This window comes from Rosettibacter sp. KY25 (assembly GCF_057554405.1).
On the sequence record NZ_BAAJAO010000007.1, the window covers coordinates 72,765 to 95,408 of the forward strand.

17 protein-coding genes are annotated in these 22,644 nt (G+C 31.3%); 12 read left to right on the top strand and 5 right to left on the bottom strand.

The features are described 5' to 3' along the window. Positions 1 to 2 precede the first annotated feature (2 nt). From AC27L2_RS06070 to argC, 5 genes are read right to left on the bottom strand one after another with little or no spacing between them, the layout of a single operon-like run. Entirely contained in the window at positions 3 to 1,229 is a 1,227-nt protein-coding gene (locus AC27L2_RS06070; RefSeq protein WP_487210815.1) for an argininosuccinate synthase, read from the bottom strand. A 1-nt stretch (position 1,230) separates the two neighbouring features. Then, the gene (gene argR, locus AC27L2_RS06075) at positions 1,231 to 1,692 is read right to left on the bottom strand and encodes an arginine repressor (protein ID WP_487210816.1); all 462 of its coding nucleotides are present in this window, start codon (positions 1,690 to 1,692) and stop codon (positions 1,231 to 1,233) included. A 20-nt stretch (positions 1,693 to 1,712) separates the two neighbouring features. Then, a complete protein-coding gene (gene argB, locus AC27L2_RS06080; protein ID WP_487210817.1) occupies positions 1,713 to 2,561 on the bottom strand; it encodes an acetylglutamate kinase in 849 nt (282 codons plus the stop codon). Continuing rightward, positions 2,558 to 3,781 (bottom strand): bifunctional glutamate N-acetyltransferase/amino-acid acetyltransferase ArgJ, encoded by a 1,224-nt coding sequence (gene argJ, locus AC27L2_RS06085; RefSeq protein WP_487210818.1) that lies wholly within the window; start codon positions 3,779 to 3,781, stop codon positions 2,558 to 2,560. The genes argB and argJ overlap by 4 nt, the downstream gene beginning before the upstream one ends. Beyond that, positions 3,748 to 4,794, bottom strand: a complete 1,047-nt coding sequence (gene argC / locus AC27L2_RS06090; RefSeq protein ID WP_487210819.1) for an N-acetyl-gamma-glutamyl-phosphate reductase — start codon at positions 4,792 to 4,794, stop codon at positions 3,748 to 3,750. The genes argJ and argC overlap by 34 nt, the downstream gene beginning before the upstream one ends. Positions 4,795 to 5,081: 287 nt before the next feature. Between argC and AC27L2_RS06095 the strand changes: the two genes are divergently transcribed. The 12 genes from AC27L2_RS06095 to AC27L2_RS06150 all read left to right on the top strand — a co-directional run bounded on the left by AC27L2_RS06095 (position 5,082) and on the right by AC27L2_RS06150 (position 22,643). Continuing rightward, positions 5,082 to 8,297 carry a ligand-binding sensor domain-containing protein gene (locus tag AC27L2_RS06095; protein ID WP_487210820.1) on the top strand — a complete coding sequence of 1,072 codons (3,216 nt, stop codon included), beginning with the start codon at positions 5,082 to 5,084 and terminating at the stop codon, positions 8,295 to 8,297. A gap of 3 nt (positions 8,298 to 8,300) precedes the next feature. Then, entirely contained in the window at positions 8,301 to 8,675 is a 375-nt protein-coding gene (locus AC27L2_RS06100; RefSeq protein WP_487210821.1) for a response regulator, read from the top strand. Between the two features lie 253 nt (positions 8,676 to 8,928). Continuing rightward, complete coding sequence (locus tag AC27L2_RS06105; protein WP_487210822.1) at positions 8,929 to 9,312, top strand: hypothetical protein; 384 nt, start codon at positions 8,929 to 8,931, stop codon at positions 9,310 to 9,312. A gap of 218 nt (positions 9,313 to 9,530) precedes the next feature. After that, entirely contained in the window at positions 9,531 to 9,917 is a 387-nt protein-coding gene (locus AC27L2_RS06110; RefSeq protein WP_487210823.1) for a hypothetical protein, read from the top strand. Positions 9,918 to 10,125: 208 nt separating this feature from the next. Next, positions 10,126 to 11,469: a type II secretion system F family protein gene (locus AC27L2_RS06115; protein WP_487210824.1), complete on the top strand. Its 1,344-nt coding sequence runs from the start codon at positions 10,126 to 10,128 to the stop codon at positions 11,467 to 11,469. Positions 11,470 to 11,517: 48 nt separating this feature from the next. Continuing rightward, on the top strand, positions 11,518 to 13,302 hold the full coding sequence (locus AC27L2_RS06120) for a GspE/PulE family protein (protein WP_487210825.1): 1,785 nt from the start codon (positions 11,518 to 11,520) through the stop codon (positions 13,300 to 13,302). A 167-nt stretch (positions 13,303 to 13,469) separates the two neighbouring features. Next, entirely contained in the window at positions 13,470 to 14,696 is a 1,227-nt protein-coding gene (locus tag AC27L2_RS06125; RefSeq protein ID WP_487210826.1) for a type IV pilus twitching motility protein PilT, read from the top strand. Position 14,697: 1 nt separating this feature from the next. Then, on the top strand, positions 14,698 to 16,254 hold the full coding sequence (locus AC27L2_RS06130; protein WP_487210827.1) for a hypothetical protein: 1,557 nt from the start codon (positions 14,698 to 14,700) through the stop codon (positions 16,252 to 16,254). Then, positions 16,251 to 17,138, top strand: a complete 888-nt coding sequence (locus AC27L2_RS06135; protein WP_487210828.1) for a hypothetical protein — start codon at positions 16,251 to 16,253, stop codon at positions 17,136 to 17,138. Before AC27L2_RS06130 ends, AC27L2_RS06135 begins: the two co-directional genes overlap by 4 nt. Before the next feature lies 1 nt (position 17,139). Further along, complete coding sequence (locus AC27L2_RS06140) at positions 17,140 to 18,384, top strand: type II secretion system protein GspD (protein ID WP_487210829.1); 1,245 nt, start codon at positions 17,140 to 17,142, stop codon at positions 18,382 to 18,384. Between the two features lie 61 nt (positions 18,385 to 18,445). After that, a complete protein-coding gene (locus AC27L2_RS06145; RefSeq protein ID WP_487210830.1) occupies positions 18,446 to 21,952 on the top strand; it encodes a response regulator in 3,507 nt (1,168 codons plus the stop codon). Positions 21,953 to 21,956: 4 nt separating this feature from the next. Then, positions 21,957 to 22,643 carry a response regulator transcription factor gene (locus tag AC27L2_RS06150; RefSeq protein ID WP_487210832.1) on the top strand — a complete coding sequence of 229 codons (687 nt, stop codon included), beginning with the start codon at positions 21,957 to 21,959 and terminating at the stop codon, positions 22,641 to 22,643. Position 22,644: the final 1 nt, after the last annotated feature.

A 22,644-nucleotide genomic window follows, 5' to 3' on the forward strand; every position in this document is an offset into this window, starting at 1 on the left:
AATCATACCGATAATTTATTTTCTGCTTCTGCTTTTTGCATTACTCTGTTGATAGTTTTGTAAGGCAGTCCATAAATTTTTATAAATCCTTCGGATGCTGAATGGTCAAATTGGTCTTCAACTGTGTAAGTAGCAAGAGCAGGGTCGTAAAGTGAATATGGTGATGTTCTGCCAGAAATTCTGATTGTTCCTTTATAAAGTTTCAGTTTAACAAGTCCAGTTACTTTTTCCTGTGTTTTATCTATAAAAGCCTGAAGAGCTTCTCTCAATGGAGTAAACCAGAGACCATTGTAAATCAAGTTGGAATATTCTTGAGAGATTAAAGTTTTGTAATGCATTACAGATTTTTCAAGTGTAATTCTCTCAAGTTCTTTATGTGCAAAATGAAGAATTGTAGCTGCAGGAGCTTCATAAACTTCTCTTGATTTAATTCCAACTAATCGATTTTCAATCATATCAATTCTTCCAACAGCATTTCTTCCACCAATTTCATTTAATAATTTGACGAGTGAAACGCTGTCCATTTCTTTTCCATTAACACTTTTTGGAATTCCAGCTTCAAATTCAATAGTTACCAATTCGGGTTCATCAGGTGCATTTTCTGGAGAAACTGTATGTAAAAATGCATCTTCTGGTGGTTCAACCATTGGGTCTTCAAGCACACCGCATTCAATTGCTGTTCCCCAGATGTTATCATCAATTGAATATGGATTGCTTTTTGTTGCTGCAACAGGAATCTTGTTTGCAATGGCATAATCAATTTCTTCTTCTCTTGATTTAAATTCCCATGTTCTTAGAGGTGCAATACATTTAATATCTGGGGCAAGAGCACCAACAGAAACTTCAAAACGAACTTGGTCGTTCCCTTTGCCTGTACATCCATGCGCAACCATAGAAGCATTTTCTTTCTTTGCAATTTCGACAAGAGCTTTTGCAAGAAGAGGTCTGCCAAGTGATGTAGCCATTGGGTAAGCTCCTTCGTAAAGAGCTCCAGCTTTTAATGCTGGGAAAGCATATTCTTCAATAAATTCTTTTGTTAAATCTTCAATGTATACTTTAGAAGCTCCTGACTTGAGAGCTTTTTCTTCAAGACCTTCTAATTCTTTTGATTGGCCAAGGTTGCCAGTAAATGTGATTATCTCAGCATCATAATTTTTTTTAAGCCAGTGAACCATTACAGAAGTATCAAGTCCACCTGAATAAGCTACAACTATTTTTTGCTTGCTCATATTACTTTATCCCTAATATTATTTTTAATTGTTCAATTACTTTTTTAATGTTCTTAATAGTTTTAGGAACTACAATTATTGTATCATCGCCTGCGATTGTGCCAAGAATTTCTGGTTCATTTTGTTTATCGATATAGACTGCAACACCTTGTGCTCTTCCTAAAAAAGTTTTAACAAGAACAACACATTCATTAGATTCAATAGAAATTATTTCTTCTGCTATTCTGGATTTAAGAGCTCCATCACCGCCTTCGCTGCCAAGTTTATAAACAAGTCCTTCAGAAGTAGGAACTCTAACAACACCAAGGTCAGTTAAATCCCGCGATAATGTTGCCTGTGTTACTTTGATTCCTTTCTGTCTAAGAATTTTTACAAGCTGAGTTTGATTATAAATATTCTGTGAAGAAATCAAGGATTTAATTAATGCATGTCGTTTTTGAATATCTTCAAGCTTTCTGCTCATAAATCACCTTTTATTTGATTTTAATCTGATACAATCTCGGTTCCTACACCTTCTTTTGTAAATATTTCAAGCAGAAGGGCATGCTGAATTCTTCCATCAATTATGTGAACTTTCTGGACGCCAGCATCAAGAGCAGACAAAGCAGAATTTACTTTTGGAATCATGCCGCCTGTAATTGTTCCATCATTAATGAATTTTTCTGCATCACTTTTTGTAAGATGAGAAATTAATTGATTGCCAGCTTTAACTCCTTCAATGTCTGTCATATAAACAAGTTTTGTTGCATTGAGTGCACCAGCAATGTTACCTGCTGCAATATCAGCATTAACATTATAAATTGTTCCTTCTTCATCCACACCAATTGGAGCAATTACAGGAAGGTATCCATCTTTCAATAAATTTCTAATAAATGTTTCGTTGACATTTGTAATTTCTCCGACCAAACCTAAATCTTCTTTGTTATATTTTTTTACATTAACAAGACTTGCATCAATTCCGCTAATTCCAACTGCTCTTCCGCCGTAAATATTAATTCTTCTTACAATATCTTTATTAATTAATCCAGCAAGAACCATTTGAACAACATCGCGGGTTTGTTCATCTGTATAACGCTGTCCATTTACAAATGTGGTTTTTAGGTTTAACTTTTCTGATAATGAAGTAATTTCTTTTCCTCCACCATGAACTACAACTACATTAATTCCAATTTTTCTCAAAAGTGTAACATCCTGAGCAACCATTTGTTTTAATGATTCATCGTGCATTACTGCTCCGCCATACTTAATTACAAAGACAGCATTTTCAAATTGCTGAATGTATGGCAATGCTTCTACGAGTACATCTTCTTTTCTGTAATTAGGCTGAGTCAAGTTCTGTAACTCCCATTAATTTTTACATACTCTTCAGAAAAATCACAGGTCCAGCAAGTAGCTTTGCCGCTGCCAATGTTTAATCTTAACAACAAATTTATTTCCTTTGGTTTTAGAGTTTTGTTTGCTTCTTTTGCTGGAAGTGCAACATGATAATTTTGCAGCAAGATTGGGACATCATTAATTATTATTTCAAATTTTGCCGGGTCAAAGTCTACACCCGAATAACCTACGGCAGCAATAATTCTTCCCCAGTTTGCATCTTCTCCATGAATAGCAGTTTTAACAAGAGGTGAAAGAGCAACAGTCTTTGCAGCTTTAAGAGCTTCATCATCGTTTTTTGCACCTTCAACATTTATCTCTACTAATTTTGTTGCACCTTCTCCATCTTTTACTATATCGATTGATAATTTTTTCAAAACTTCATAAAGATTATCATAAAAAATTTTATATGCTTCTGATTCTGCAATTATTGGATTTATTCCTGACATTCCATTTGCGAGTGCAATCACCATATCATTTGTACTTGTGTCTCCATCAACTACAATTCTATTGAATGTCTTATCTGTTATATCTTTCAGCATATTTTGAAAAACATTCTTTTCAATTGCAGCATCGGTTGTAATAAAAGCAAGCATTGTTGCCATGTTCGGATGAATCATTCCCGAACCTTTTGCAATTCCGCCAATCGTAACTGTTTTGTCATTTATTTCAAAACTCCTTGAAGCTGTTTTGATAAAAGTATCTGTTGTTAAAATTGCTTCTGCAGATGAATTATTATCGTCGTCACTAAGGTGATGTACAATTTTTTTAATTCCAACAGAAATTTTTTCCATTGGAAGAGGTTCACCAATAACTCCAGTTGATGAAACAAAAACTTCTTCGGGACGAATATTTAATTCTCTTGCAGTTAATTCAGCCATCATAACAGCATCATTATAACCTCTTTCACCAGTGCATGCATTTGCATTGCCGCTGTTTATTATAATTGCTCGGAATTTATCATTTTCATAAAGATGTTTTTTAGAAAGCAAAACTGGAGCTGCCTGAACTTTATTCTGAGTAAAAACACCTGCGGCAATAGCAGGAACATCTGATACAATAAGAGCCAAATCTTTTTTGAATCTCTTAACTCCGCAATGAATTCCTGCAGCTTTATATCCTTTTGGTGCAGTAATTCCAGTTTTCATTTCGACTGCAACTTCATATTCTTGTTCCATTTCAATAATCCTGTTTCTTGTGGTAAATCAAATAAAATATTCATGTTTTGAAGTGCCTGACCCGCGGCACCTTTTATTAAGTTATCTATTGCAGAAAAGACTGTTATAGAATTGTTCTCGTTAATTACAAATCCAATATCACAAAAGTTTGTGTATGCAACATCTTTCATTTCAGGAATTGAATTTTCTAAAAATCTAATGAATGGTTTTGATAAATATGCTGATAAGTATGCTTCTTTAATAATTTTTTCATCAACACCATTTTTCAATTGTGCATTAATTGTAGTATAAATTCCTCGTGTAGCAGGAAGCAGATGAGGCACAAAAGAAAAATTCACTGATTTATTACCAAAAGTTTCAAGATAATATTTTATTTCTGGAATATGCTGATGATTACCAACTTTGTATGCTCTCACATTCTCGTTAACTTCGCTAAATATCATGTTTTGAACTGCTGATTTACCCGCACCCGAAGTTCCGCTGTAAGAAACAATACTAACAAAAGAACTATCTATCAAATCATTTTTAAGTAATGGAAGAAGGGCAAGCAAAATACTTGTTGGATAACATCCTGGATTAGAAACAATTTTTGCATTTGAGATTTCAGCCTCGTTCCATTCACTTAAACCATAGACAGCTTTATCAAGAAGTTCCAGTGCTTTATGCTCATGTTTATAATATTTTTTATAATCATCAATATTTTTCAATCTAAAATCACCACCAATATCAATTACTTTCACATTTTTGTTGTATGCTGCTCTTACAAATTCAAAAGCTTGTCCTGATGGAAGAGCAACAAAAATCAAATCAAGCTCGCCGAGTAACTCTTCAGAAAAATTTTCAATCTGAAGGGAAATTAAATTTCTCAACGAAGTATGAACTTCATCAATTCGCAAGCCTGCCGTAGATTGACCAAATAATTTTTTTATCTCAGCTTCCGGATGATTCAAAAGCAGTTTAATTAACTCAACTCCAGAATATCCAGCCGCACCGACTATTCCAACTTTTATCATCTGATAATTTCCAAATTTTACAGTTATAATTATACACAATTATGCATAATTATGCAAATAAATTTATGCCTTATTTCTGTTGTAAGATAACTTTTTGCAAATCGTAATATTTCTGTAATAATCCAAAAAATGTCGCAAGGAGATTTGAAAATTTTTATAATTAAAAAATTACTATGAATAGTTGTGATTTAATTCAAATTAAACTCAACGAATAAACAATATTTACGATGATATTTCAGGTTAATTTATAAATTGATTATTTTATAAAAGAAATTTCATGAGTAATTATGCACATTCAAAAAATTTACAGTTTATTAGCAATTTTTATCTTCTTTATTAATTGCCAAATAAAATCCCAAAATACCGAACTATATTTTTCTCACATTACCGTTGAAGACGGTATTTCTACAAATGGTATTACAGCAGTATTTCAGGACAGCAGAGGCTTCATGTGGTTTGGCACATATAATGGATTAAACCGATACGACGGATATAACGTTAAAACATTTCTTCCCGAGTCTGATAATCCTGCAAGCATTTCAAATCACTCAATAACTTCAATTGTAGAAGACAAAGAAGGAAACCTATGGATTGCAACAATAGACGGCTTGAATAAATTTAACAGAAAAACAGAAGAGTTCACTGTTTACAAAAACAATCCCGATAATCCAAACAGCATCAGCCATAATAATATTATCACTCTCTACGTTGATAAAAACGGAACGCTATGGGCAGGCACACTTAACGGATTAAACAAATACAATAAAGAAAAAGATAATTTTACAGTTATAAAAAAAGTAAGCGACAGATTAAATCCCGATTCTCTAAACAGCGTTGTTTGTATTGAAGAAGACAATAAAGGCAATCTATGGCTTGGAACATGGAATGGATTAACATGCATGACAAAAGATGGAATGGTAATTAAACAAATTTTTGCACAGCCGCCTAATTACAAAAATTTTGATTATAGAATTGTATCTTCCCTGCTCATTGATAATAAAAATAATTTATGGATTGGCTTGTCAAACAAGGGGATTGCAAAATATGATTTGCGAACAGGAAATATGAAATTTTATAAATCCACAAAAAACAATTCATCAACACTTTCTGATGACCATGTAAATGTAATTTTTAAAGATAAAGATAACAATATATGGATTGGAACCGAGAATGGATTAAATAAATATTTATCATCAAAAGATAATTTTATTAGAATTCTGCATGACCCAAACAAAACTTTTTCTATTATTGACAATAATATTCTTTCAATAACACAAGATAACACAGGAATTTTATGGATTGGAACTGGCGGAGGCATAAGCAAAACATTTTTCCCAAAAAATAATTTTCATTTTATAAATAAAAATATCAGTAACAGGTTAACAGCTATATTCATTAAAAATGATAACATCTGGCTTGGGTCTCTCGATGGTTTATTCAAAATAGAAAATTCGCATATTACTCATTATGAAAGCAATTCAAAAATTAAAAACAGTTTAAGTGATAATTATATAATGTCTGTTTATGAAGATAGTGAAGGGTTAATCTGGATTGGAACAAATTCCAGCGGACTTAATAGATATGACCCCAAAACAGGAAATTTCAAATTATACACTTATGATATTAATGACAATACATCAATAAGCAACAACGGTATTACTTCAATTTGCGAAGACTCACATGGAAATTTATGGTTTTCAACCTGGTGGGGATTAAATAAGTTCGATAAAAAGACAGAAAAATTTTACAGATATTTTCACGATAAAAATAATCCAAACACCTTGCCTCATGATTTAGTGTGGGTTGTTTATGAAGATTCAAGGGGAATGATTTGGGTAGGAACTGACGGCGGCGGTGCTGGTATGCTTAATCCAAAGACAAATATATTTACAAATTTTACAAGGTCATCTCAGGAATCATTAAGAATAAGCGAAAACAGAGTATTTGCAATTTATGAATCAAACGATGGAGTTATTTGGTTCGGAACAAGTGATGGATTAAGCTGTTACGATTATAAAACTAATAAAACAAAAATTTACAGAACAAAAGATGGATTACCGGGAAACATTATCAATGGAATCATTGAAGATAACAATGGAAATCTCTGGGTTACTTCAGATAAAGGTCTGACAAAATTTGATAGAAAGAGAGAAACTTTTTACAACTACACCATAAGAAATGGATTGCCTGCCGTTGGATTTGCTCAAAACTTTACTGCAAAATCTAAAAATGGAAATCTGTATTTTGCTTGCGGTGGCGGTCTTTTGTATTTCAATCCAGACAGCATTAAAGAACAATATCTCACTGCATCTGTAGTTTTCACTGATTTAAAAGTATTTAACGAATCAGTGCCAATTAGAAAAAATAATTCATTCCTAAAAGAATCAATAACAGAAGCAAAAAGCATAACAATACCACATGGAAAAGATGTCATTACAATTGAATTTGCTTTGTTGGATTTTTACAATGTTAAAAAGAATCATTACTCATATAAACTCGAAGGCTTTGATATAAACTGGAATAATGTAGGAAACAGAAACTCTGCAACATATACAAATTTGCCGCCTGGAGATTATAAGTTCATTGTAAAAGCATTTAATACTGATGGTATTCGGAATGAAAGACAAGCATCACTAAGAATTACTATTTTGCCGGCATTTTACCAAACAGCATGGTTCAAATCGTTATCGGCAGCAGTTTTAATTTTGATAGTAGTTCTTTATATAAATTTTAGAACAAGAGCAATTCGCAAGCAAAATAGAATTCTTGAAGAAAAAATTTCAGAGCGAACAAAAGACTTAAATGATACAATCAAAAAACTAAATATCGAAATAGAAGAAAGAATTAAAGCAGAAGAAAAAGTAAAAACATCACTTCAGGAGAAAGAAATATTACTTAAAGAAATTCATCATCGTGTTAAAAATAATCTGCAGGTGGTTTCAAGTTTATTATTCCTTCAATCAATTAATTTGAAAGATGAAAATGTAATTAATGCATTTAAAGAAAGTCGGGATAGAATCAAATGCATGGCATTAATTCATGAAAAATTATACAAGTCAGAAAATCTATCGAGAATAAGCTTTGAAGATTATATTAAGAGTCTGGTTGATGAATTAAAAAAATCATTTGTCAGCAAAGACAGAAAGATTGATATAATCATAGAAGCAAAAGAAATCAACTTAAGTCTTGATACAGCACTCTCATGTGGTTTAATTATTAATGAGCTCGTTACAAATTCATTTAAGTATGCATTCCCGGATTCATTTGCTAAGGAAAATTATGAATTAAAAATAGAGATAAAAGTCAGCCGCATTGATTCAAATAAATACTTAATGATTGTAAGAGATAATGGAATTGGTCTTCCAAAAGATTTCAAAATTGAAAATTCAGATTCATTAGGAATGAAATTGATTAATTCAATTACAAATCAGCTAAATGGAAATATTGAAATAAATTCAGAAAATGGAACGGAATTTAAAATTGTAATAGAGGACTTAAAATAAAATATGCAAAAACCAAAAATTCTTATTGTAGAAGACGAAGCAATTGTTGCTCTAGAAATTCAATACAGATTAACAACAATGAATTATGAAGTTGTCGGCACAGCATCTACAGGTGAAAAGGCTTTAGCGCTTGCAGAAGAAACCAAACCAGATTTAGTTCTAATGGATTTAGGATTAAAAGGAAAGATTAATGGACTCGATACCGCACGAGAATTAAAAAATAAATTTTCAATTCAATCAATTTTTATTACTGCATTTTCTGATGATTCTACTTTGAAAGAAATTCAGAAAAATGGATTTGAAATACTTCAAAAACCTTTTACACCAGAAGAATTACAGAACATTATTGAAGCTGCTCTAAGTAAAATAAGCAGATAATTTATGATGCAGTTGAAGCTTAAAAACTGGAAAAGACTTTCTTTAATTACATGTAATTTTTACAAGAAATGAATGTTAAACTCATAAACCGACAAATATCATTTGCTTTCTTTTATTCCTTTCTTATATTCCAGTGTGAATTAAAAGAGTTTTTTAAAATTTTTCTTTTGGTTCAATATTTGTAAACTAAGAAAAAGTTTTTTAGAAAATTGTCTATCTGGAAAATTTTACCTATTAAAAATTTGGTGAAATAGTGGGACAGCAGCAATTATTATTAATATTACTCGGGATAGTGATTGTTGGGATTGCAATCTTTATGGGAGTAAATTTATTCAGGGCAAATGCAATCGAGGCAAAAAGAAATAATGTTACAAATGAACTTGTGAATTTAGCAGCAATGGCACAAAAATATTACTTAAGTCCAAAAGCTCTTGGTGGCGGCGGAAGATCCTTTTTAGGTTGGGATATTCCAGCAGAGCTAAGAACAACAGCGAATGGGAGTTATAAAAGGGAAAGTGTAAGTGACGACAGCGTAGTAATTATTGGCACAGGAAATGAAGTTGTCACAAGTAATGATTCTATCAAAGTGAAAATAACAGTCAGCCCAACAATTTATAAAGTTACAGTTATTAATTAATGTTCTTTGGAAAATTGTACCTAAATTTATTCTGATTCCCAATGACGTAGAAGATTGTTCAAAATGACAGAATAAAAGAGGTATCATTTTGATGGAACCCGCCAAGGCGGGTGACCGAAGAATCTCAAAAAAGTTAATAATAATAATGATAAAATGAAAATTTTATAGAATTTCCTCATTTAATTAACAAATTAATAACAAATTAAAAGGAGTAAATTATGGGTCAACAACAATTATTACTAATCGTTCTTGGCGTAATTATCGTTGGCATTGCTGTAGTAGTAGGAATTAATGTATTTACAGCAAGCAGTACACAAGCAAATAGAGATGCTGTTATAGCAGACTTAACTAATTTAGCATCATTAGCACAACAATACTACAGAAAACCAACAGCATTGGGCGGTGGTGGAAACTCTTTTACTGGATGGACAATCCCAGCTCAACTCGATACCACAGGTAACGGAACATATTCTGCAACTGTAACTGCTCAATCAGTAACTCTTGTAGGAACTGGTAATGAAACTGGTAATGACGGTTCTACTCCTGTTAAAGTTACAATGGTAGTGGGTCCTACAAAAATTACATCAACTACCATTGATAACTAAAATTACAAGGCTGCCTTCAAGGGCAGCCTTTTTTATTTATTCCACAAAGAAAATTCTATTCTACAATATTCCTCACTTACTAAATTTATGGCTTAATTATTGTTCAAAACTAACGATTATATAATAAATTTTTATCTAATTCATTTTATTTATATTTTTTTTAATTTAACAATGCACTAACAAATTTTGATTATTATAAGGATTACTTATGATTGAAGTAAGATTTAATGCAATAAAACCGAGTGGTCAAACAATTACAGGGATACTTAACGAACCAACTTTCAGCGAAGCTAAAAAGAAAATTCACAAGTTAGCTCAAAAAAATAATTTAAAAATTCATTCCATTCAGAAGAAAAGTACATATATCTATAAAATTCGACGCGGCAATGAAAAACCAATTGTCGGCGAACAAAGAGCATTCAGTAAAGAAGAAGTTGTAAATGCCCTTCGAAAACTTGGTTATGAAGTAATTTCTGTCAATAAAAAATATTTTGAGTTCAACTTCAAACCGCCGCAGCAGGATATTGTTTCTTATGTAAAAATTAGTGCTGAACTGCTTGAACAAAAACTTCCCTACAGCGAAATTCTTACATTGCTTATAAATGATATTCAAAACAAAACTTTGAGAGAAACATTAAGACAAATTAACAACGAACTCAAAAAAGGTGCTGACAGCGAAGCTACATTTCTTCGATATCAATCTGTATTTGGAAAATTTACTGCATACATGCTTGGTCTTGCATCCAAAAGCGGCAATATGGCAGAAATTTATAAAGCAACTGCAAAATTTCTTGAACGTCAACAAGAATTTAAAAAGAATTTAAGAAGTGCTTTAATTACGCCATTAGTTACTTTGTTTGTATTGTTTCTTGCTGTAATATTTTATGTTGGATATATCTTTCCTGAAACAGCAAAATTATTTATCAAATTTAAAATCGATTTGCCTCCTCTTACTGCAGCTACATTAAAAATTAGTGATTTCTTAATTGGAAATATTCTTTGGGTGTCACTTGCAATAATTCTTCCTCCAATATTTTTAATTCAATTTGCTAAAACAAAAAAAGGAAGATTGATAGTTGACAGATTGATGTATAAAATTCCAATCATCGGAAATCTTATTCACAAAACAAATATCGAAGTTTTCTGCCGTGTATTTTATACACTTTATACTGGTTCAGCTGAAAGCATTGAGCCTATTCGAATTGCAGCCGAAGCAACCGGCAATAGTTATTTTGAAAGTCAAATTAAGAATGTTGCTATCCCGTTAATGATTAAAAAAGGAATTGGAATTACAGATGCTTTTCAGGCAAGCGGTGTATTTACAGATACAGCTTTATCAAGATTTCATTCAGGCGAAGAAACAGGAACAATTAAAAATACAGCTCTTCAACTTGCAAATTATTATGAAAGTGAAACTGTATTCAGATTAAAAAATGTTATTGAAATGGTTCAGCTTGCAATAGCAATGATTATTATGATTGTTATGATAGCATTAACATTAATTTCAGCAGAAACTGCAACAATAAGTCCAAAATCACCATTAGCACAGTAACAGCAGATGAACAGCAATGAATAAAATTAAATCAAGGGGAGTGAAGCTATGCTTGATACACAATTAGAAATGGCGGATAAAATTGGTTACCTTTTACTAAAAAAAGGAATAATAGATTCAAAAATTTTGGAGCAGGCATTAAAAGTAAAAGAAGCAGACCAGGCAAATAAAAAACGAAATCTTGCTCAAATACTTGTTGAAGAATTTGGTTTTGAACACGATGTAATATTTCGTGAAGTTGCAATTCTTTATGCTTTCAAAGAATTAAATATTCGACCTGAAGATTTGCCTGAGGAACGAATCAATGAAATAAAAAATTTAATTAATCGTCAGCCTCAAGAAGTAAAACAAATGCTTCTTGAACACCGCATAATTCCTTTCAAATATGATGATAAAGTAAAAGACAAGTTAATTCTTGCTGCTGTTGACCCAACAGACAGAGCAATTGCAAAAGTGGCTTATGCATTAAATGCAAAAAAATATGAAATAAACTACCTGCGCAAAAAAGATTATGATAAACTCATAAACATGATAATTGCTTCTGAGAATGTTTATTTAAAAATGATTGAAGAAGCTGGTGAAGAACTTCATGTTGTTCAAGAAGAAACTATTGATGAAGAAGAGTTAGATGCTGAAATAAATAAAAGTGCTTTAATTAATTTAATTGAAGCTGCACTGGTAGAAGCTGTGCGCAAAGGTGTAAGTGATATTCATATCATCCCTAAAGGTGCAATGAAAACTGAAATTCATTTTAGAATTGATGGCAAATTACAATTATGGCATGTGCAGGAAAATACAATGCCCGAAGCTGTAATGGCGGTTGTCAAAGACCGCTCAAAAGGTCTCGATAGATTTGAAAGAGAAAAAGCTCAGGATGGTTTTATTCAAAGAGAAATTGATGGACATATAATTCGTTTCAGAGTTTCAGTTTTACCTATGGTTGGAACTGAATTAAAAAATAAATTCGAAAGTATTGTAATAAGAGTTCTTGATGACAGAAAAGTAATAAAAGATTTGAACAAACTTGGATTGACTGGTTATGCTCATCAAGCATTTGTAAAAGCAATAAATCAGCCGCAAGGAATGGTAATTCTAACCGGTCCAACAGGAAGTGGAAAATCAACTACATTAATTGCTGCTTTGTATCAAGTTATTCATCCATCTAAAAATGTTTTAACAATTGAAGACCCAGTTGAATATGTAATTGAAGGAGCCCGTCAGCTTAAAATTGGCCACAAAATGAACTTCGAACAGGCAATAAGAGCAATCTTACGTCACGATCCTGACATAGTTCTTGTTGGCGAAATGCGCGATAAAGAAACTGCTGAAACTGCTATTAAACTTGCAAATACAGGTCACTTAACTTTTTCAACACTTCACACAAATGATGCACCAAGTGCTGTGGCTCGTTTATTCAAAATGGGTATTGAACCATTCCTGATTGCTTATGCAATAAATATTATTGTAGCTCAAAGATTAATTCGAAAATTATGCGAACACTGCAAAAGAAAAGTTACAAATCTGGAAGAACATATTTTATCTGCTGGACTCAAATTAGAAGACTGGCTTGGTTACGATATTTATGAAGCTGTTGGCTGCGATAAATGCAATAACACCGGTTACAAAGGAAGAATGGCAATACACGAGGCTCTCTATTTTACAAAAGAAATTAGAAGAATAATTGTTCGTTCTGGCAATGAAGTAGATGAAGAAGCTATTCGTGAGCAGGCAAGAAGAGATGGAACAATCAGCTTAAGAGAATCAGGATTTGAAAAAGTAAAAATGGGATTAACCTCAATTCAAGAAGTAATTGCTGCTACAATGGAAGATTAATTCAATAAAAACTTGATAAAAATTCTCGATAATAAAATGTCATAGCAAAATTTAATGGCATTAATGTTTTTAATACAAATAAATTTATTTCTTTGATTTTAAAATCAATTAAACTATGTTAAATAAAAAAATTAAACCAATTAGAAATATTGCATTCAAAATAAAATATGATAGAAGAAGCAAAACAAATACTAACTAACTTTGCAAATAAAATTCCTCAAACTGTTTTTGGTCCGGAACGAGTAAAATATATTGCAGATAATATTGACCAGCTTACCGACAACGAAAAACTTTTAATAATCCAATTTGCAAATCACATATTAAGTTTAATGATAGAACGACAGGCATCGGATGTTGAGATTGGTGGATTCGGCACACAAGGTTATGTCTGGTTTCGAATTTATGGAAAGAAGGAACGGGTTAAAGATTTACCCACAATGAATACTGATGAGGCTGCTGTATTGATAATTTCTCTTCTTAATAAAAATCAAAGAAATTTTTTGCTTGAACAAAGAAATTTGGATTTCAGCTATTCATTTTTCTATCCTAAACAAAATACAAATGTTCGATTCCGTGCTGATGCATATTTCGACCTTGATACATTAGCTCTAAACATGAGAGCTATTCAGGCAAAAATTCGTCCCCTTGAATCACTTGAATTCCATCCTCTGGCAATTAAGACAATGAGCCATAACTACATAAAATTTGGTTTGTCACTCGTAACTGGAATTACAGGTTCAGGTAAATCAACCACACTTGATGCAATCATTGATTATCACAATCAGTTCGACCCATGTCATATTGTTATAATTGCTTCTCCAGTTGAATATGTTCATACATCTAAAGTTTCCATAATAAAACACAGAGAAGTTGGAAGAGATGTTTTATCTTTCAAAGATGGAGTAATTCAATCACTAAGACAGGATCCCGATATAATTGTAATTGGCGAAATGAGAGACCCAGACACAATAATGGCAGCTTTAGAGGTAACTGATACAGGTCATAAGGTATTTTCTACATTGCATACTTCATCTGCAGTTGAATCTATTGACCGCATTATTGCAGAAGTTCATCCAGTTGAACAGGAAAGAGTAAGAAACCGATTAGCTGATGTTTTAATTTCTGTAGTATCTCAAAAATTAGTCCCAAGCCTCGATGGTAAGCGAGTTCTTGCAAAAGAAGTTCTAATAGTAACTCCAAGTGTTAGAGCAGCAATAAAAAACAACAATACAAGCGAAATTTATATGATGATTAATCAAGGCGGTCCACAAGGTATGATTACAATGGAACAGGATTTGCTGCGCCTTTATACTGAAAAGAAAATATCAAAGGAAAATGCTATTGCTTATGCAAATAATAAAACCCGTATTATGCAACTATTAAAAGCTGTGTAGTATGAAACAAATTGTCTGCATATATAATGAAGGCAACGATGTAAAACTTGCAGTCATGTCAAAAAACAACGAGACTGTATCAGTAAATCGTGTTGCTTCAATTACAATGTCGACAGCTTTGCAAACTTCCTCAAGACAGGAATCACTTACAGAACTTGAGTCTATCGATTCCTCAAGTGAAATTTCTTTTGATAGTATTGAAAAAATTGATTTGGGAAAAGAAGAATCTGTTGATACTTCAGATATTGGACAGATACAAGCTGCATTATCAGGATTAAATTTAAAATCACTTCATTTTATTCCAATTGTAAGTGAGCCTGTTGTAAGTTATCATTTTTATGAAGGTCCAAGAGAAGAGAACAGAAAAAAATTACTTCAATCAATAATTGCAGACATTGAAAACACAAAAGGAATTGTAGTTCCTCCCGATATGATTGATGTAATAGAGTTTAGTGAAAAAGCAATGCTGAGTGTATTCATTGAAGGAGATATTGCTGGAGCTACCATTGTTAATCAACTTGCAAGTTATAATAAAAAGCGTTATTACAAAATTCCTACAATCAAACCTGCAGAATTATCCTTAGCTTATTTTGTTGGTAAATCTCATAAATTCTTTCCGGAAGATTACACATTAATCATTCATATTGGAAAAGAATACAGCAAGCTGATTTTTTTAGAAGGACAAAAATTAAAACACATTGGTGCAACTTTAGATATTGGAACTAAAAATCTCCATACTTATGATGTTTACTTTTCTAAAATACTTCTCGAAATGGAAAATGGAGGAATACCAAAGTTAGACAATATAATTCTTTGTGGAGAAGACCGTTCAGAAAATTTAATTCTTTCTTTCTACGGGACATTTCCAGAAGCAAATGTCTTCGAACTAAAATTTGAAAACTTGGATACATCATCATTAACCGAAGATGAAATTAAAAATCTTGCTCTCTATGCAATTCCGATTTCTGTAGGAGTAGAATATTTTGATGAGCTCGATAAAATTTATACTGGCATAAACTTCCTTCCGAGATATATTCAAGAAAATCAGAAATTTTTGCAATTTGGATGGCACAGCTATGCAATGCTTCCTTTATTATTTGGTGCCACATTTTTCTTTACATTCAAAATTTTATCAAGTTATGAACAAATAAAAGAACTTGATTTAGAAATAGAAAGATTGACTCAAAGACAAATTCAGAATCAGGCACTTGTGCAGGAAATTACTCCTCTTGACAACAGAATTAATAACTTTGATGCTACTCAAGCAATTCTTGATTCTGCATCTGCTGGTGCAGGAATCTGGAATAAAAATATCACAAAGATTTCAGATTTTATTGAAAGAAGAAGAAATTTCTGGTTAAGCAGATTGGAAACTGTTTCGCCTTCAGAAATTAGAATCAGCGGATATTCTTTATCGAGAGGTGTGCTTACAGAATTTGCAGAGAGTATGCCTTCTGCTGTAATCAAAAATATCAATTATGAATCCATAAGAGAAAAAAGTGCTTTCTCTTATATAATTAATTTCAAACTGCAGGCAGATACTTTAAAAACAAAATGAACAGCAAAGTAAAAAATACTGTCATCATTTCTGCTATACTTGTTGCCATTATTCTAATCGGCGGGCTATTCAATTATGTTTACTTGAAAGGAAAAATTAAAGACCGTGAAAAAAAGATAAAAGAATTAACGCTCTACCAGCTCGATACCGAAGCATTAACACAACAATTAAATTTTTTGAGAAAACGAGTTGCTCAGCTTGATTCAATTCTTGCCAATAGACAATACAACGTCCCATACAATCTTTCTCAATCGAGTTTTTATGATTTTATTAATCAAGTTACTTATTCATTTTCACCATATTCTTATGTCAATATCGAATTCGACCAAACCGAACAGGGAAACCCATTAAGCATTTATCGTTATACATTAAGTGGAACAGCTGAATTTAATGATTTGAATCATCTGATTTATGCTATCGAAGAAAGCAAAATGCTCAAGAAAATTTCTAATGTTGAAATGACAAACAATGTTAAAGTTGATGAAGATGGAATGCCGCACTATCTGGTTACATTCAAATTCAAAGTCGCTGTTTACTTTTCAAACGACGATAGATTTTATGTTAAAAATTTTGTAGAAAACAGATTAGAACCAAATCCTGTTTATGATATTTTCTATCCATTAATTAGAAATGAAATTCCTCCAAACAAAGAAGGATTGCTTGATGTTCAAAATGCAAAACTGCTTGCATTAATTCCTGATGGCGCATTCTTAGCAGATGCAAGTGGAAATACATTCCTGCTCTGGGAAGGCGATAAAGTATATCTTGGTTATTTGACAAATATTAATTACGATAAAAATGAAGTAAGTTTTGTTCTGAACAAAGGTGGAATAATCGAAACTGTAACACTAAAACTCGACAAAGAAATTAAGAAGAGTAAATAAAATGAAAAAGCTAATTTTTCTTTTGCTAATAATTCAAATGAGCAGAGTTGATGCTCAAATTGATTTGCAGGAAAAACTTAAGGGATATGTTAATCCTGAAGAACTTGTTACTCTTTCTGAAAACATTCCATTTAATCAAGCAATTGAAGTGCTTAGTGCAGTAAGTCAGAAAATCACAGGTAAAAAAATTGTATCAACTGTAAATATAACATCGCCAATTGGAGTTGAATTAAACAAAATTCAATATAAAAAAGCTCTTTTCATAATTGTCCAATATAATAATTTAACTTTGGAAGAAACTGAATCCACAATAATTGTTAAGAAAAAAGAAGAAGCTAAAGCTCAACTTGCAAAAGATGTTTATGCCTCTGTTGATGAACGAGAAGTTCGAATATCAGCATTATTGTTTGAGGCTAATGTTGCTGAAATGAGAGAACGCGGAATAAACTGGGAATTTTTACTCTCAAGAAGCGGATTATCAATCGGCGGAAAACTTGTTACTGTGCAGGAACAAATACAACAACAAAGCGGAACTACAACTCAAATTCAACAAAAGCCTCCAGAATTCAGTGTTAATACAGAATCAAAATTCACTATGGGAAAATTTGAAGGCGATGCTACTTCGCTGTTTAGATTTTTTGAAACAGAAAATCTGGGCAAAATTATTTCAAGACCTACAATCAGCACAGTAAATGGAGTTAAAGGCAGAACTCAAGTTGGTTCAGATATTTCAATAAAAGAGAGAGATTTTGCCGGTAACTTAATAGACAGATTTTATTCTACAGGAACAATCATTGAAGTTACACCTTACATTTACAATGAAGATGGAATTGATTATGTCTACATGAAATTGAAAGTTGAAAGAAGTTCTGCAAATCCCGGAACCATAACAACAGAAATTAGAAAAACTGCTGCAGAAACAAATGTATTGCTGCTCGATGGTGAAGAAACTGCAATTGGTGGATTATTCGTTAATGAGGAAACTATGGACAGACGCGGTGTTCCAATCTTAAAAGATTTGCCTTGGTGGTTTTTAGGTTTAAGATATCTTTTTGGTTATGACCAAAAAACTGTTACAACAAAAGAAATAATTATCTTGATTAAAGCAGAAATTCTGCCGCCGCTTAAAGAAAGAATATCTACAAAGAAAGAAGAAGGCATATTAAAACAAGAACTAAAGAAAAATATCGAATCAATGGATAAATACAAAAAGGAAACTGAAATTAAAAAAGAAGACGAAAAGTAATTACTAATTGATTTTTTATTCTTACGAATAAAGCTGTCATAATTTATGATTTTAAGTTATCATGAAACTGAATACAAAACTGATATTATTTTCATTTATAATTGTTGTTATAACTTCTGCAGCTTCTGCTGTAATTTATTATTCACTTACTGACAGCCTTCTTACAAGATATCAATCACAATCAATTTTAAATTCCACAAACGACTTTATTTTTGTTTTCGAAACATCACTTCAACAAGTCGAATATGACATAAAAAAAATTTCTCCATCATCAAAAAATCTTAGCAGTATAAACTTAGATTCAACCAGCATCGATTTTCTTTTTACCTTAGAAAAGGATTCTTTAATTAATATTAATCAGTTCAAAAAAAATAAAAATGCAAAACTGAACTTAGCTTCGAGGTCAATCAAAAAATTTTTTGATGATAATCCCAATATTGTCCTAAGCTTTACAAGGATTGATAATAATATAATTTATTACGGAAAAATTTTGGATTCAGATTTTCTAAGTAAAATTTCAGAAAAAATTAGAGCTGATATTGCATTAATTATTGATAATCAACTCTACGAAATTTCTCATCCAGATAAAAATCAAAAATTTATACCTGCATTAAATCATTCCATTCAGAATTTAAAATTCAAAAACAATTACGATATTTTTAATGATGAAATTGATAATGCCGATTTCAAAGCTTCGCTCTATACACCAAGACAAATTCTAACTCCAGCAGGCAAATTCAATTTTTTAATATTCACATCATTTGAAGAAGCAGCAGACTTCAGAAATACATTAAGAAATGTGGTTATTTTAATTGTTGCTGCAGGAAGTGCTCTCACATTTATTTTTGTTCTTTTATTTACTTATAAATTTAGAAAACAGCTTACATTATTAAGCGAAGCTACTGAAATTACAACTAAAGGAAATCTTGAACATCGTGTTACCATAATTTCAAAAGATGAGATTGGAAAGCTTGGCGAAGCATTTAATAAAATGCTCGATGTAATTAAAAAGAAAGAAGATATTGAAAAAGAATACACTGAGTTCATAAAACTTATTAATCAAAATCCAACACTAAAGCAAGTATCCGAAGCAGCTCTTTCAAAAATTATAAAAGCAACTGGATGTTCATTTGGAGTGCTATATGTTCTGGAAAATAAAAATCTAAGATTGACTTCGTCTTACGGAATAAATCGAGAATTGATTAACACAAATTTCACATCAGATTTGTATTCAAATGTAATAGATAAAAAGGAAAGCATTGAATTTACTTTTGAGAGCAACTTTCCTGAAATTAAAACTGGTCTTGCATCAATCAAATTAAAATATCTATTAATTTATCCAATCTTATATAATAAAGAACCAATTGCAATACTCGAACTTGCATCCGAAAACATTCCACAAAATGGAGTAAAAAACTATCTTGATAATATTCAGGAACATCTGGCAATTGGTTTGATTAATGCTGTCTCGCTTGAGCAACTTGAAAATTACATTACAGAACTAAAAAGATTAAATGAAGAATATCAAAAGCAGAATAAACAAATAATTCAGCAGAATGAACAGCTAAAAGAACTTCATAATCAACTTAGAGAAAAAGCCGAAGAACTTGAAAAACAAAAACAAAAAGCGATTGAATTGACAAAAGTTAAATCGCAATTTCTCGCAAGCATGTCGCACGAATTGAGAACACCATTGATTTCGATTCTTGGTTTAACCGAACTTTTGTTAAAAGATTCTTCTGCTAATCCAAAGTTTAATGAAAAGCTGAACATTGTCCATCGCAACGGAAAAAAATTATTGAGATTGATAACAAACATACTTGAATTCTCAAGACTTGAATCCGGTAAAATCGAAATCAAAAAAGAAAAATTTTTGTTGAGCGAATTACTTGAAGAATTAAGGCAAAATTTTGGAAGTGCAGCAGAAGAAAAAAAATTGAAATTCATCATTGAAACACCCAAAAGAAAAAATATCCTTTTGGACACAGACAAAAATAAATTAGACCACATACTTTCAAATCTTTTGATGAATGCAATTAAATTCACAGATAAAGGAGAAGTAAAATTATTAATAGAACTGAATGACAACAATTCAATTAAATTTTCGGTCATGGATACTGGAATTGGTATTCCAGAAGAAAAACAAGAATTAATTTTTTCAGAGTTCAAACAAATAGAAACCAACAGCTCAAAACATTTTGGCGGTGCTGGACTTGGACTTGCAATTTGCAAAAGATATGCTGAATTGCTTGGAAGCAGATTATCACTCGAAAGTCAAATTAACAAAGGAACAAAATTTTCTTTTACGCTAAATGATGCAATAGTAGAAATCATAGAAACTAATGGTGATAGTTTCTTAAAAGTAAAGGATGATGATGAGAACAAAAAATTTTCTGCCTTAATAATTGGCAGCAGCGAAAATGCAAATAAACTTGTTAAAGATTATTTGGCAACATACAATTATAAAATTAAAATCTGCGAAAGCGCAAAACAAAGTCTTGATTTAATTAATAAACAAAAATTCAATTCAATAATTATCAATTCTCATTTGAATGATTGCAGCATTTGGCAATTAATTTCAGATATTAGAAAAAATCCTGCTGCACTGGATATACCTATTATCATTTATAATGTTATTGAAAATGAAAAAGTAGGCTGGGCACCGAATGTATTTGATTTTTTAATTAAACCCGTAACAGAAAATATTTTCAAAAATTTAATTAAACAGATTAATTCATTCACATACGAAAGCATAGAAAAAATTATTTATGCCGGCTATAGAAAAGAAGAATATGAAATTATTAAAAACAATGTTTCTGACATTGAATTTGATTACAGAAACTCGCTTGAATCTACCATGGCATTAATTGACTACAGCAAAGTGCAGTTATTCTTAATTGATGTTGAATCATTCAAATCAGATGCACTTTTATTCAGTTCATTATTAAGGCAGAATAAATTCACAAAAAATACATTTGTAGTTTTTCTTCTCCCACAAATTTTTTCTGATAATGAATGTTCAGATTTAACTAACACTTTCAATGCGATAACCTTGAGAGAAAAAAATCATCCTCTTGATATTCTAAAATTCATTAAAGACAGATTGAAGATTGATGACAGCGAAGCAAATAAAAGACTTAATCTAATGATTGAATCTTCACCCAGAAAACCAGAAATAATTCATGATTATTTAAAACCAACAATTATGATTGTTGATGATGATGAAGATACATTATTTACTATTGGAGAATTTTTGAAAGAATTAAACTGCAGTCCAGTGTATGCTCATAATGGAATGGAATGCTTATTAATGCTAAATCATATTTTGCCAGATTTAATATTTCTTGATATAATGATGCCAACTATGGATGGATTTGAAACTATAAAAAGAATTCGTTCAAGCAGCAGAACAGCCAAAATTCCTGTAATTGCTCTTACAGCTTATGCAATGCTCGAAAACAAAGAAGTAATTGAAAAAAATGGCTTTAATGATTTAGTTACAAAACCAGTAGATTCAGCAACAATATCTTCAAAGATTAATAATCATCTCAAAATAAAAGTCTTTTAGCATCATGAAAAAAATTTTGGTTATTGATGATTATCCAGATAATGTATTTTTAATTCAGGATAGACTTGAACAGGAAGGCTTTGAAGTAATAAAAGCATATGATGGACACATGGGAATTCAAAAAGCAATTGAAGAAAAACCAGATTTAATTCTTCTCGACATAATGATGCCTGGAATTTCCGGTTACGATGTTTGCAGAACACTTACATCTCGTGAAGATACAAAACAAATTCCGATAATTCTTTTAACAGCACTTACAGAAGCAGAAAATCTTAAAGAAGGATTGCAAGCAGGTGCATTTGACTACATCAAAAAACCTTTCAATAAAACAGAATTAATTGCAAGAATTAAATCTGCATTACGTTTCAGTGAGACAAATAAATTCTTAATTGAAATAGAAAAAATAAAAACATTTGCTGCTACTGTAACAACAGCCAATCATGAAATCAAACAGCCGCTTACTTTGATTAATCTTTCAACAGCTGCAATTAGAAGAGAACTTTCAAAAGAAAATTTTTCGAAAGATATAGTTTTGAAAAGAATAGAGTTTATTGAAAAAGCTGCGAATGATATAGTAAAAGTTCTTGAAAAACTTGGTTCAATTAAAAAGCCGGTTTTAACACCTTATGTTAACGATCTTAATCTTATTGACCTTGAATCAGAAAAGAATAACGAAGCCGGCAGTAACTGAA

Coding starts and splice junctions, on each gene's coding strand:
- AC27L2_RS06100 (WP_487210821.1), top strand. CDS start 8,301: ATGCAAAAACCAAAAATTCTTATTGTAGAAGACGAAGCAATTGTTGCT.
- argC (WP_487210819.1), bottom strand. CDS start 4,794: ATGATAAAAGTTGGAATAGTCGGTGCGGCTGGATATTCTGGAGTTGAG.
- argR (WP_487210816.1), bottom strand. CDS start 1,692: ATGAGCAGAAAGCTTGAAGATATTCAAAAACGACATGCATTAATTAAA.
- argJ (WP_487210818.1), bottom strand. CDS start 3,781: ATGGAACAAGAATATGAAGTTGCAGTCGAAATGAAAACTGGAATTACT.
- AC27L2_RS06120 (WP_487210825.1), top strand. CDS start 11,518: ATGCTTGATACACAATTAGAAATGGCGGATAAAATTGGTTACCTTTTA.
- AC27L2_RS06095 (WP_487210820.1), top strand. CDS start 5,082: ATGCACATTCAAAAAATTTACAGTTTATTAGCAATTTTTATCTTCTTT.
- AC27L2_RS06115 (WP_487210824.1), top strand. CDS start 10,126: ATGATTGAAGTAAGATTTAATGCAATAAAACCGAGTGGTCAAACAATT.
- AC27L2_RS06130 (WP_487210827.1), top strand. CDS start 14,698: ATGAAACAAATTGTCTGCATATATAATGAAGGCAACGATGTAAAACTT.
- AC27L2_RS06145 (WP_487210830.1), top strand. CDS start 18,446: ATGAAACTGAATACAAAACTGATATTATTTTCATTTATAATTGTTGTT.
- AC27L2_RS06125 (WP_487210826.1), top strand. CDS start 13,470: ATGATAGAAGAAGCAAAACAAATACTAACTAACTTTGCAAATAAAATT.
- AC27L2_RS06140 (WP_487210829.1), top strand. CDS start 17,140: ATGAAAAAGCTAATTTTTCTTTTGCTAATAATTCAAATGAGCAGAGTT.
- AC27L2_RS06150 (WP_487210832.1), top strand. CDS start 21,957: ATGAAAAAAATTTTGGTTATTGATGATTATCCAGATAATGTATTTTTA.
- AC27L2_RS06110 (WP_487210823.1), top strand. CDS start 9,531: ATGGGTCAACAACAATTATTACTAATCGTTCTTGGCGTAATTATCGTT.
- AC27L2_RS06135 (WP_487210828.1), top strand. CDS start 16,251: ATGAACAGCAAAGTAAAAAATACTGTCATCATTTCTGCTATACTTGTT.
- AC27L2_RS06070 (WP_487210815.1), bottom strand. CDS start 1,229: ATGAGCAAGCAAAAAATAGTTGTAGCTTATTCAGGTGGACTTGATACT.